This window comes from Tardiphaga sp. vice304, assembly GCF_007018905.1.
Classification (GTDB): domain Bacteria; phylum Pseudomonadota; class Alphaproteobacteria; order Rhizobiales; family Xanthobacteraceae; genus Tardiphaga.
Genome location: NZ_CP041402.1, coordinates 781,125 through 793,119, shown reverse-complemented (window position 1 = coordinate 793,119; position 11,995 = coordinate 781,125). Strand labels below are relative to the sequence as shown.

At 66.2% G+C, this 11,995-nt stretch carries 9 protein-coding genes; 1 reads left to right on the top strand and 8 read right to left on the bottom strand.

Translation table 11 applies throughout. The features are described 5' to 3' along the window. Positions 1 to 15: 15 nt before the first annotated feature. The 5 genes from FNL56_RS03740 to FNL56_RS03720 all read right to left on the bottom strand — a co-directional run bounded on the left by FNL56_RS03740 (position 16) and on the right by FNL56_RS03720 (position 7,499). A complete protein-coding gene (locus FNL56_RS03740; RefSeq protein ID WP_143571657.1) occupies positions 16 to 1,188 on the bottom strand; it encodes an NnrS family protein in 1,173 nt (390 codons plus the stop codon). A gap of 196 nt (positions 1,189 to 1,384) precedes the next feature. Then, a complete protein-coding gene (locus FNL56_RS03735; protein WP_143577497.1) occupies positions 1,385 to 2,191 on the bottom strand; it encodes an NAD-dependent protein deacetylase in 807 nt (268 codons plus the stop codon). A 40-nt stretch (positions 2,192 to 2,231) separates the two neighbouring features. Beyond that, complete coding sequence (locus tag FNL56_RS03730) at positions 2,232 to 3,821, bottom strand: gamma-glutamyltransferase family protein (protein WP_143571655.1); 1,590 nt, start codon at positions 3,819 to 3,821, stop codon at positions 2,232 to 2,234. Between the two features lie 88 nt (positions 3,822 to 3,909). Next, on the bottom strand, positions 3,910 to 4,728 hold the full coding sequence (locus tag FNL56_RS03725) for an aspartate dehydrogenase (RefSeq protein ID WP_143571654.1): 819 nt from the start codon (positions 4,726 to 4,728) through the stop codon (positions 3,910 to 3,912). Positions 4,729 to 4,802: 74 nt separating this feature from the next. Next, a complete protein-coding gene (locus tag FNL56_RS03720; RefSeq protein ID WP_143577495.1) occupies positions 4,803 to 7,499 on the bottom strand; it encodes a bifunctional acetate--CoA ligase family protein/GNAT family N-acetyltransferase in 2,697 nt (898 codons plus the stop codon). Between the two features lie 128 nt (positions 7,500 to 7,627). Here FNL56_RS03720 and FNL56_RS03715 point away from each other — a divergent pair, with 128 nt between their 5' ends. Beyond that, complete coding sequence (locus FNL56_RS03715; protein ID WP_143571652.1) at positions 7,628 to 8,461, top strand: universal stress protein; 834 nt, start codon at positions 7,628 to 7,630, stop codon at positions 8,459 to 8,461. A gap of 62 nt (positions 8,462 to 8,523) precedes the next feature. On the opposite strand, the gene FNL56_RS03710 is transcribed toward FNL56_RS03715, so the two are convergent. Genes FNL56_RS03710 through phbB form a run of 3 tightly spaced genes read right to left on the bottom strand, consistent with a single transcriptional unit; the run spans position 8,524 to position 11,648 of the window. Beyond that, positions 8,524 to 10,356, bottom strand: a complete 1,833-nt coding sequence (locus FNL56_RS03710; protein ID WP_143571651.1) for a PHA/PHB synthase family protein — start codon at positions 10,354 to 10,356, stop codon at positions 8,524 to 8,526. Positions 10,357 to 10,400: 44 nt separating this feature from the next. After that, positions 10,401 to 10,883: a CBS domain-containing protein gene (locus tag FNL56_RS03705; RefSeq protein ID WP_143571650.1), complete on the bottom strand. Its 483-nt coding sequence runs from the start codon at positions 10,881 to 10,883 to the stop codon at positions 10,401 to 10,403. A 39-nt stretch (positions 10,884 to 10,922) separates the two neighbouring features. Further along, the gene (phbB, locus tag FNL56_RS03700; protein ID WP_143571649.1) at positions 10,923 to 11,648 is read right to left on the bottom strand and encodes an acetoacetyl-CoA reductase; all 726 of its coding nucleotides are present in this window, start codon (positions 11,646 to 11,648) and stop codon (positions 10,923 to 10,925) included. Positions 11,649 to 11,995 lie beyond the last annotated feature (347 nt).

The window sequence follows — 11,995 nt, the reverse complement described above, 5'->3', positions numbered from 1 at the left end:
TCAGCGCAGACCTGCTCACTTCATGCGCCGGCACAGCGCCGGGCCATAGGCCGCAGCAAAGCCGGTGAAGGCGGCTGCCCAGGCCACGCCGGCGATGGCCAGCAACGGTCCGGCATGATCGGGCTGCAGCACCGCGCAGACCCGCGACAAGGCAGCAACGATCACCGCCGCATAGATCAGATGGGTCGCCGGCGATGCCCGCAGGGTCTGGCCGGTGTGGCCCAGCGTGGCGCGCGTCATGACGGCGAGCGTCATGGTGCCGATGGCGCCGCCGGTCCAGGCATGAATGCCGGCGCTTGGGGCGACCAGATCCCACGCACTCAGCGCGGCGAGGACGAAGCCCAGCGGCACGAAGGCGTAAGCCAGATGCAGAATCAGCACCAGCCGGTCGGACGTCGTGCGGTATCCGGTCCAGCGCGCGAGGCGCGCGATGTGCAGGCCGCTACATATCAACAGGGCAACGCCCGTCACGGGCTCGAGCGGGCGGACGATCCATCCGATCAACACCAGCGCGCTGATGCCCAGCGTGATCATGTCGAACCGCCCGAACGGGATCGACAGCCGTCCCGCTCCGCGCTTCGCCAGCCAGTTGCGCGTGAAGCTCGGGATGATGCGCCCGCCGATCAGCGAGATCAACATCATCACCACGGCGATGCCCGCGCGGCTGGCGTAGTCGGCCAGCCCGCTGACATGCGCTTCCAGATGGAAGAAGATATTGCCGGCCGCGAGCAGGCTGACCACGGCCACGATATTGAGATTGCTCCATTTGCGACCGGCGATGATTTCGCGCGCCGCGGCTGCCGCCAACAGGACGAGAAACGCGCCATCGATGACGGCCGCGGCACCCCAGCCGATCGTGGCCGACACGCTGACCGCGATGCGCCCGGCGACCCACACCGCGAACAGCACCATCAGCGGCCGGCCCTGCAGCGGCAATCTTCCGGTCCAGTTCGGGATCGCCGTCAAGAGGAAGCCCGCGAGCACCGCGGCGATGTAGCCGAACAGCATCTCGTGAATGTGCCAGTCGCGCGGCGCGAAGGCCGTGCCCAGCCCGAGCGTGCCGTAGAAAACCGGCAGCCAGACCAGCATGGCGGCGCCCGCATAGAGCGAACCGAACAGGAAGAACGGCCGGAAACCGAACGAGAACAGCGCCGGTCCGCGATAATTCTTCAGCTTGGGGCTCGGCATGACAGCACCTTTCAGGCCGCGCCGACTTTCGCTGCGGCACTCGACCGCGCGAAGCTATCCGGTTTCGACTGCTTCTCTTTGCGCAGGGACAAAGATCTATCCGTTCCGGCGCGGCCTCGAATGTCGGATGCTCCGATAGACGGAACGGTTCGAGCACTGCCGCAATGCCACACGCTGGCGGCGCCAGATTTCGCGCTCAGAGCAAAAACGCCAAAGCATCTTCGCAGCGCTGCTCGATCTTGAAAGCGAGTTGCTCGTCGGCGCGGGTGCGGCCGAGATTGATCGCGGCGATCGGAAGGCCGCCCCTGGCCGCGGTCTGCGCGAAGCGATAGCCGGAATAGACCATCAGCGAGGAGCCGACGACCAGCATGGCGTCGGCCTTTGCGAGATGCGCCATCGCGGTCTCGACGCGCTCGCGCGGCACCGTCTCGCCGAAGAACACGACATCCGGCTTGAGGATGCCGCCGCATTGCGCGCAGGGCGGCACGTCGAAGGCGGCGAAATAATCGCTCTCCAGATCGGCGTCGCCATCGGGCGCCGCCTTGGCGTCGAGCAGGAGCCAGCCCGGATTGCGCAAGCCCATCTCGTGCTGAAACTCGTCTCGGGGGATGCGGCGCTCGCAGCCCATGCAGCGCACCTGGTCGAGCCGGCCGTGCAGGTCGATCACGCCGGTGTGGCCGGCGGCGTCATGCAGGCCGTCGACGTTCTGCGTCAGCAGCGCCTCGCATTTGCCGATCTGCTGCAGCCGCGCCAGCGCGCGGTGCGCGTCATTGGGCTGCGCGCTGCCGAAGCGGCGCCAGCCGAGCAGGCTACGCGCCCAGTAGCGCCGCCGTGTGGCGTCGCTGCCCATGAAGGCCTGGAACGTCATCGGCTGCGTGCGCTTCCAGTTGCCGTCGGCGTCGCGGTAATCCGGAATGCCGGAATTCGTGCTGCAACCGGCGCCGGTCAGGACGAACAGCCGCTGGTGCCGGTCGACGAATTCTTCGAGAACGCTTGAAATCATCCGCCTCAGTTATGCCGCGGCGGACGATTCGCAAGAGCGCTCACCACGCCGCCACGGCACCATCGGAGCGTGGATCGGTGGCGCCTTCCAGCACGCCGTTGGCATGCTGCACGATCGCGCCGGCATGGCCCATCGTGCTCGTATAGCTGCCGAGCACCTCGACCTCGTGGCCGGCGTCCTTCAACTGCCGGATCAGCGCGGGATCGAAGCGGTCTTCCAGCTTCAGCGTCACGCTCTCGTCGCCCCAGGTCTTGCCGAGCAGCCAGCGCGGCGCGCTGACCGCCTGCTGCAGCGGCGTGCCGAACATGCCGTAGCGCGAGAACACTGCGGCCTGGGTCTGCGGCTGGCCCTCGCCGCCCATATTGCCATAGACCATGCGCCGGCCATCGTCGAAGATCGCCATCGCCGGGTTCAGCGTGTGGAACGGCTTGCGGTTCGGCTTCAGCGCATTCCACCCGGACGCTTGCAGGCGGAACGAGGCGCCGCGGTTCTGCCAGCAGATGCCGGTTTCCGGCAGCACCACGCCAGAGCCGAACTCGAAATAGACCGACTGGATGAACGACACCGAGCGACCCTGGCCGTCGATGACGCCGAGCCAGATCGTATCGCCGGGTTTTCGCACATGCGGCCACGGCAGCGCCTTGGTGCGATCGATGCGGCTCGCCATCTCATCGAGCAAGGCCTCGTCGAGGAACGAGGCGGGATCGACGGTCATGTAATCGGGGTCGCCGACATGCTCGTCACGAACCAGGAACGCCTGCTTGGTCGCCTCGACTAGGCCGTGAATGTGGTCGAAACCTTCGGCCTGCGTCACGCCGAGCCGGTCGAACAGCGCTAGGATCATCAGCGACGACAGACCCTGCGTCGGCGGCGCCATGTTGAACAGCTCTGCCCCGTGCACCGCGACCGACAGCGGCGGGCGTTCGCTGGCCTGATGGCGCAGGAGGTCGTCGCCAGTGACCGGCGCGCCGACGCGGACGAGATCCGCGGCAATGCTGTCGGCAAGCTTGCCCTCATAAAAGGTCTCGAAGCCGTCGGCGGCGAGCCGCTTCAGCGTCGCGCCCAGCGCGGCGAGCTTGAGCACGTCGCCTTCCGCCGGCGCCTTGCCGCCCGGCATGAAGGCGGCGGCGAAGTTCGGCTGGTCCTGCAGCTCCGGCGCCTTCTCGGCGGTGAGCTCGGACTGGCTGCGCGTCACCACGATGCCGCTCTCGGCATAGTAGATCGCGCTCTCCAGCAATTGCTCGCGCGACAGCGGCGTCTGCCAGTGTTTCGACAGATCGAGCGCCTTCTGCCAGCCCGACACCGTGCCGGCGACGGTATTGGCGGCCAGTGGCCCGCGGAACGGAATCGTCTGGCAGCCGTGCTTGGCGTAATAGGCCAGATCCACCGCGGCGCCGGCGCGGCCGCAGGCGTCCACCGTGGTCGGCGGCTTACCCGGCTCGGCGATCAGCCAGAAGCCATCGCCGCCGATCCCGGTCATGTGCGGATAGACCACCGACAGGCACGCCGCGACCGCGATCGCGGCCTCGACCGCCGTGCCGCCGGCCTTCAGGATATCGAGCCCGGCCTGCGACGCCAGATGATGCGGCGACGTGACCATGCCCCGGCGGGCGCGCGGTGTTTCAAGCATCAGGGGCTCCAGGAGTGCAGAGGGCGCCAGCGGGCGGAATGAACACGTCTGTAAGCATGTTCGCGCCCTTTCTCAATCCGCAACCGGATCAGGTGCCGACGCGCAACGCCGCGCCCTGCTTGCGCAGATAGGCGATCACCGAGAGCGCCGTGATGCGGCCGGTCTTCGGGTTCTCCGACGGGATGTTCTCGATCGTCATCGAGAAACTGGCGGAGTCCGCATCCACCTCGACGCGGTGGACGTTGCGGGTCAGCGCGGGATCCGCCCAGATTTCCAGCCGGGTGCGGTCCGGGCCGATGCCCGCCAGCGACAGCGCGACGGCGACGTTCAGATTGGCGGGGAAGCCCTTGGCCGCCTCGCGGGCGCTGCCATCAAAAATCTTCAGCGGCTCGGTGATGCTCTCGATGTCGATGTTGTGCTCGACGATATAGGGCGCACCCGCCAGGCCCCGGACCGGTTTGCGCGTTACCATGCGTACCGAATGGATCTCGCCCTCGGCGGCGGCGGTGACGGCGTCGAGACCGATCAGCGCGCCGGTCGGCACCACGATCTGGCCGCCATGGGCCTTGGCAATCGCGATCAGATCGTCGTTCACCAACAAGGCACCGACGCTGAGGATGATCGCCGTCTTGCCGCTCCTCACGAACGGTTCGACGATTCCGCGCAGCAGGGCGGCCGGCGCGCATTCGATCACGATGTCGGCCGCGTCCGCCAGGCCATCGATCGGCAGGATCGGCGGCGGAGTGGATAGGCCCGCGAGAAACTCCCGATGCTTGTCGGGATGGCTGACGGCAACCGCCGACAGCACCAGCCCGTCCATGCCGCGGTCCAGCGCCGTCGCGACGGCGCGCCCGATCGCACCCAGCCCCACCACCGCCACCCGCTTGCTCACCTGAACCGTCGTCATTGCGTTCCCCTGTCTATTCTCTGGCCTACCGTCGTACGGCATCCGGCGGGAATTCGACAAGGCCTGTGCTTCGCTCACCCCAGGGGTAGCACCACGTGGCACAGCGACGGCTCTTCCGCGCTGGTCTTCACCTCGAAGCCCAGTTCGCGGCACATCGCCAGCATCACGGTATTGTCCTGCAGCACGTCGCCATAGATCCGCTTCAGACCTTCGGATTTCGCATAGTCGATCAGCAATTGCATCAGGGCCCATCCCAGTCCGCGGCCCTTCAGGTCGGAGCGCAGCAGAATGGCGTATTCGGCGCTCTCATAGACCGAGTCGGAATGCAGCCGCACCACGCCGACCATGTCGCCGGAGGCCGCATCGAAGGCGACGAAGGCCATCGCGCGCGAATAATCGAGCTGCGTCAGCCGGGCGATGAAGGCGTGGCTGAACTCTTTCAGCGGCGCCAGAAAACGAAGCCGGCGGTCCTCGCTGCTGACATGGGTCAGAAACGCCTGGATCCCGGGCTCGTCGTCCGGGCGGATCGGGCGGACAAAGACATGCCAGCCATCCCGGACCTTGAGATGCCGCTGCCATTGCGAGGGATAGGGCCGGACCGCGAGATGGCCGGCCTCCCTGCCGCCGAATTTCGGAACGACGGCACCGATCGCCACGCGGGCATCGATCGCGATCACGCCATGTTCGTCGGCCAGCAGCGGATTAATATCGAGCTCGCGGATCTGTGGAAGATCGACCGCCATCTGCGCCAGCTTGACCAGCGCCAGCGCCACCGCATCGGGCTGCACCGCTGGCACATCGCGATAGGCCGGCAGCAACCGCGACACCTGCGTGCGCGCGATCAACTGCCGCGCCAGCGGCAGATCGAGCGGCGGCAGCGCCAGCGCCTTGTCGTTGACGACTTCGACGGCCGTGCCGCCGCGGCCGAACACCACCACCCGGCCGAAGGTCGCGTCGTCGGCCAGGCCCAGGATCAGTTCGCGCGCATTCGGCCGCTTCAGCATCGCCTGCACCATCACGCCGGCAATATCGGCCTCGGGGCGCGCCAATCGGACGCGCGCCAGCATATCGACGGTTGCCACACGCACCGCCTCCACGCTTGAGAGGTTGAGCACCACGCCGCCGACATCGGATTTATGCGTGATGTCGCGCGACAGGATTTTCAGAACGACCGCATCGCCCTCGGCCAGAATTCCCGCGGCGTTATGCGCGGCCTGCGCGGCATCGGTGGCGACGAAGGTCGCGATCATCGGGATCCGGTAGGCATCGAACAGCCGCTTGATCTCGATCGGACCCAGCCATTGCCGCCCCTCGTCGACGGCGGCCACCACTATATTTCGGGCGACAGCAAGATCCGGCTCGAATGCTTGCGGCAACGCGGGCGGCACCTGGGCCAGCGTTTCGACCAGCTCACGATGCAGCACCAGATGCATGAATCCCTGCACCGCGTCGCCGCCCGTCGCGTAGTTGGGAATGCCGGCCGCGCTCAGCGTTTCGCGCGTCGCCGCGTCGGCGCCGACCCATGCCGCCAGTACCGGCTTGGCGGAATCACCGTGAGCCCGTTTATCGGCGGCGACGACCTGCAACACCGCGGACGCAATGGCGTCAGCCGACGCGATGGCCGCCTCGACGTAAATCACCAGCACGGCGTCGCTGTCCGGATCGGCCAGCAGGATATCGACCGCGGCGGAGTAGCGCGCCGCATCCGCGTCGCCAATGATATCGACGGGATTGTCGCCGGACCAGGTCGGCGGCAGTATGGCATCGAGCCTTTGGCGGGTCGCGGCCGATAGCGGCGCGGCGACGCCGCCCAGCTCGACCAGCCGATCGACCGCCAGCACGCCGATGCCGCCGCCATTGGTCAGGATTGCCAGCCGCTTGCCGGCTGGCGCCGCAATCCGGCCGACCGCCTCGGCGCAATCAAACATCTCGCGCAGATCCGGCACGCGGAGCAGGCCGGCGCGGCGGAAGGCCGCGTCATAGACCGCGTCCGAGCCGGCCAGCGCCCCGGTATGGGTCGCGGCCGCCTTCGCCCCCTGCGCCATGCGCCCGGCCTTGACGACGATCACCGGCTTGACCCGGGCGGCGGCGCGCGCGGCCGACATGAACTTGCGGGCGTCCGTGACGGCTTCGAGATAGAGCAGGATGGCGCGGGTCTTGGGGTCCAGCGCGAAGAAATCGAGCAGATCGGCGATATCGACGTCGAGCTGATCGCCGACCGAGACAAGGCCGGAAAAGCCAACCGCGCGCTGCGCGGCCCAGCCGACCATCGCCGCGACGATCGCGCCGGATTGCGAGATCAGCGCCAGCCCTCCGGCACGCGGCGTGCCGGTGACAAAGCTGGCGTTGAGGTGAACATCCGGCATCGCCAGGCCGACGCAGTTCGGGCCGATCAGCCGCAGGTGGTGACGACGCGCGGCGTCTTCGGCCTCGGCGGCCAGCGAGCCGGGGCCATGCCCCAGCCCGGACGAGATGATCACCACCCCGGCGCTGCCGATGCGTCCGGCTTCCTCGACCAGACCGGGAATCGCTCTTGCCGGCGCGGTGATGACCACCAGCTCGGGCACAAAGGAAAGTTCGGAGAGGCTGCCGACGGTGACACGTCCGTCAATCTCGTGGCGGCGGGCGTTGACGACACCGAACGGACCGGGAAAGCCTGCATCCAGAATGTTTCGCAACACCGCCTGCCCGACCGACCCCGGGCGCGCGCTGGCGCCGACGAGTGCAACGGACCGCGGCGCAAGCAAATTGGTCAAACGATAGATCGACATCCGCCCTCCGCAATTCGCTTTAGATGTAGTATCAACTCCATTTAAAGATTTGACGAAAATCAACTCCGAAATCCTGTCGGCGTGCGACGGTTTGTTTTCGGGCTCGTCTGAAGCAATCGGGGCACGCCGTGATCAAGGATATCGCCGTTCATCTCCCGGTCGATCGGCCCATGGAGCCCGTGCTCGATTGCGCGATGTCGCTGGCGGCCAGCTTTGCCGCGCATCTTCAGGGGATCGTCGCGACCTATCAGGTGATCAACCCGGCCATCGATGTCGGCCCTTCGGCCGCCCGGTTTGCGCTATCGACCGAGTACAATACCGATCCCCAGGCGGCCAATGACAGGCTGGCCCGATTTGAGAAGGCCGCACGGGCGGCGCGCATTCCGGCGACGACCGGCTGCATCTCGGATACGCCCCGCCTGGCCAATCAGGCGCTGGCCGCGGTGTCGCGGATGGCTTATCTCAGCGTTGTGACGCAGCCTGACGCGGAGCACCCGAGCCACGACCGCCATCTCGCGGAGACCTTGCTGCTGCAGTCCGGTCGCCCGATGTTGCTGGTGCCCTACATTCACCGCGGGCCTCTCCATCTGACCCGTGCCCTGGTGTGCTGGGACGGCGGCCGGGCTGCCGCGCGCGCTTTGCACGATGCCATGCCGCTGCTACGCAAGGCGCGGACCATCGACGCCATCTCGGTCCAATCCACCCACGCTTCCGCCTGCGACACCAGCATCGATCAACTGTCGGCCCATCTCGATCGCTATGGACTGGCCGTAACCGTCCATCATGCGACCGCGGAGCCAGGTCAGGTTCACAACACGATCCTGTCGCTCGCCGCCGATCTCGGCAGCCATTATCTGGTGATCGGCGGCTACGGTCATTCGCCGCTCGGCGAACTACTCCTTGGCGGCACGACGCGCGAGATGTTTCACTCGCTGACGATTCCCGCTTTGATGTCGCACTGAGACAGCAGGGACAGATCGCCGCGCCCGGCAGGCTTGCCCGGCCGCATCGATGATGCACCCCGTCAGTGCTGGCGCACATACTCTCCCGGCGCGGCGGGCAGCGGCGTGCCGTCCGGCAGCGCCGCGGGAAACGCCGGCGGCGCCGTCCTTTCCTCCGAATGCGCCGCCAGGAATGCGGCCCAGGCGGGCCACCAGGAGCCCTCGTGGACGGGGGCTTCACTGCTCCACTGGTCGGGCCCGATATAGGGGCCCTCTGCCGCCTTGCTCATGATCTGATAAGAGCGCCCCTGCTGGCCGGGCGGCGCGACGATGCCGGCATTGTGGCCACCGCCGGCGAGCACGAAGGTCACGTCGGCATCGGCGAGAAAATGGATCTTGTGCACCGACCGCCAGGGCGCGACATGGTCCCTCGACGTTCCGACCACGAACATCGGCGCGCGCAGGTCGGACAGGGCGACTGGCCGGCCATTGGCGACATAGCGCCCCTCGGCTAGGTCGTCATTGAGGAACAGCTTGCGCAAATATTCGGAATGCATGCGGGCCGGCATCCGCGTGGCATCCGCATTCCATGCCATCAGGTCGTTCGGCGCCGAGCGCTCTCCCATCAGATAGCCGCGCACGATCCGGGACCAGACCAGATCGTTCGATCGCAGCATCTGGAAGGCCCCGGCCATTTGCTGCGAGGCCAGCACGCCGCTGTGATTCATCACGTCTTCCAGGAAACTGATCTGGCTTTCGTTGATGAACAAAGTGAGCTCGCCGGCATCGGTGAAATCGGTCTGCGCGGCCAGCAGCGTCAGCGTTCGAAGATGGCTGCGCCGCTCCGGCGTCATCGCGGCGGCGGCAATCGCCAGCAGCGTTCCCCCGAGGCAATAGCCGGCGGCGTGCACCGCGCGGCCGGGAACGATCGACTGCACCGAAGACAATGCCGCCTCGACGCCGAGCATGCGATAGTCTTCGAGCGAGAGGTCGCGGTCGGCCCGGGTCGGGTTGCGCCACGAAATCATGAACACGGTGAAGCCCTGCTGCGTCAGATAGCGGACCAGGGAATTATGTGGCGACAGATCCAGGATGTAATATTTCATGATCCAGGCCGGGACGATCAGCACCGGCTCCGGACGGACCGTCTCGGTCGCGGGCTCATACTGGATCAGTTCGATCAGATGATTGCGGAACACGACCCGGCCCGGTGCGGTCGCCACGCTCTCGCCCACGACAAAACGACCGTCGTGATCGACGCTGCCATCCTGCCTGAGTCCCTGAATATCCTGCAGCCAATTGTTGTATCCGTCGATGACGTTTTTTCCGCCGGTCTGGAGCGTTTTCCGTACCACTTCGGGATTGGTGAGCGGGGAATTGCTCGGCGCCACGGTGTCCAGGATCTGGCGCAGCGTGAACGCCGTGATCGCGGCATGATCGCGGGCAACGCCGCGCACATTGGTGGCGGCCTGCCACCATTGTTCGGCCAGCAGGAATCCCTGCGCCACCATATTGTACGGCGCCATATTCCAGTCTGCGCCGGCAAACCGCCGATCCACGGAGGTCGGCGCGATCACCGACCACGGCCTGAAATGCGGCGACAGCTGGCTGACCTGCTCGGCCAGCCGTGCCGCGCCCGAGGCTGCAGCCGCGGCCAGTTGCATCTGCTTTCCGGGAGAAGTGGCCAGATGGATCAACCAGTCGGCAAAGGCCAGCGTCAGCGCCGATGGCGACAGACCGCCGGTCAGGGCCGCAGCCGCCGCATGCAATTCGCGATCCAGCATATCGCTGGCCGCTTCGAGACCGGCAGGGCTTGCGCAGGGTTGCACCGGCGTGGCCGGCTCCACAGCCGGGGCCTGGGACGACGGCGCAACAGCCGTCTCGTCGGGTACTGGCGATGGCAAGCGTCCGGGCATGGCATATTACCTGATTTCTGAGACTGATACTTAAAACTTGATAGTTACGTTTGTGCCGGGCTGTCGTGGTCCGCCTGGGCGGCGCGCAGCACGCTCGCCACCGCCACGAGCAACTCGGCCCGGCCCACCACGCCGACCAGCGTATCGCCACAGACGACGGGCAATTGCGCGATGCGGCGTGCGGCCATCATCGCCACGACCTCGCTGACCGGCGCTTCATCGCTGATGCACAGCGGATGCCGGCTCATCACCTCGCCCACTACCAGGGCGCTCATTCGCCGCCGGGAAGGCTCATGCTTGTCGCCGCCGAGGATCTTGCCAAACCAGTTGTCCCGCGGCAGATCGACATCCAGTTCGGTCCGCCGCAGGAAGTCGCCTTCGGAGATCATGCCCAGCAGATTACCCTCGGCATCGACAACGGGCAGCCCGCGCTGGTTGGTCTCGATCAGCAGGTCGGCCGCCTCCAGCAACGAGGCGTCCGGACGGATCGACGCAAACGAGCGTCGCATGATATCGGAGACATTCATGGCACCCTCGACAGGCTCGTCATCGCTGTCCCTCCGCGGTCAACACATCAACTGGCCCCCATTGATCGCCAGCGTCGAGCCCGTAATGAAGCCGGCGTCGTCGGCGGCGAGAAACACCGCCGCGCGCGCGATGTCGGCCGGCGCGCCGAGGCGGCCGACCGGGATCAGCGGCAGGATGCTCTTGGTCAGGATCTCCGGCGCGACGGCATCCAGCATCTCGGTATGGATGTAGCCGGGACAGATCGCATTCACGGTGACGCCGCTATGGGCCGATTCAAGCGCCAGCGAGCGCGTGAAACCGAGTTCGCCGGCCTTGGCCGCGGCGTAATTCGACTGGCCGAACTGACCCTTCTGACCATTGACCGAGGAGATGTTGATGATGCGGCCGAATTTGCGGGCCCGCATGCCCTCGACCACCGGACGGCACATATTGAACAGGCCGCCGAGATTGGTCGCGATGACCGGGTCCCATTGCGATTTGCTCATCTTGTGGAGCGCGGAATCGCGGATGATCCCGGCATTGTTGACGAGGATCTCGATCGGACCGAGCGCGGCCTGCACCTTCGAAATTCCCTCGGCGCAGGCGTCGAAATCGCTGACATCCCACCGGAAAACGGGAATTCCGGTCCTGGCGTGAAATGCCGCGGCGGCAGTCTCGTTGCCGGCATAATTCGCCGCGACCCGGTAGCCCGCGGCCAGCAGCGCTTCGGAAATCGCACCACCAATGCCGCGCGTACCGCCCGAGACCAACGCGATCCTCGCCATTCCGAAACCTCACGATCGGTCACGACACAAGCTGTACGGGCAGCTTAGGACCAGACCGCTCAATGACCATTGAGATGAATCAACAACTTTGGCAGCGACAGTCGGCTACGGTCATATTGGTCATCTTGTTACTTCGAAGCGCCGCCCGCCCATCTTGCTGGATGGCCTGTTTATTCAGTATGACGCGCTGATCGCACGATGCGCCAAGGGTCGGCAAGCGAACGTAACGCCCGTCCCTTCGAAGCGGAGCGTCTTGCCGGATGGCCACTTCGCGCTTGATCAATATCAAGGTTTCCCGAGGCACCCACGTCTAGGGTGTTGGCCACTGGCGTCGCGCTCCAGTTAAA

Excerpts from the sequence above, each read along its gene's own strand:
- FNL56_RS03740 (WP_143571657.1), bottom strand. The coding sequence starts at position 1,188 with ATGCCGAGCCCCAAGCTGAAGAATTATCGCGGACCGGCGCTGTTCTCG.
- FNL56_RS03720 (WP_143577495.1), bottom strand. The coding sequence starts at position 7,499 with ATGTCGATCTATCGTTTGACCAATTTGCTTGCGCCGCGGTCCGTTGCA.
- FNL56_RS03725 (WP_143571654.1), bottom strand. The coding sequence starts at position 4,728 with ATGACGACGGTTCAGGTGAGCAAGCGGGTGGCGGTGGTGGGGCTGGGT.
- FNL56_RS03730 (WP_143571655.1), bottom strand. The coding sequence starts at position 3,821 with ATGCTTGAAACACCGCGCGCCCGCCGGGGCATGGTCACGTCGCCGCAT.
- FNL56_RS03735 (WP_143577497.1), bottom strand. The coding sequence starts at position 2,191 with ATGATTTCAAGCGTTCTCGAAGAATTCGTCGACCGGCACCAGCGGCTG.
- phbB (WP_143571649.1), bottom strand. The coding sequence starts at position 11,648 with ATGGCGAGGATCGCGTTGGTCTCGGGCGGTACGCGCGGCATTGGTGGT.
- FNL56_RS03710 (WP_143571651.1), bottom strand. The coding sequence starts at position 10,356 with ATGCCCGGACGCTTGCCATCGCCAGTACCCGACGAGACGGCTGTTGCG.
- FNL56_RS03705 (WP_143571650.1), bottom strand. The coding sequence starts at position 10,883 with ATGAATGTCTCCGATATCATGCGACGCTCGTTTGCGTCGATCCGTCCG.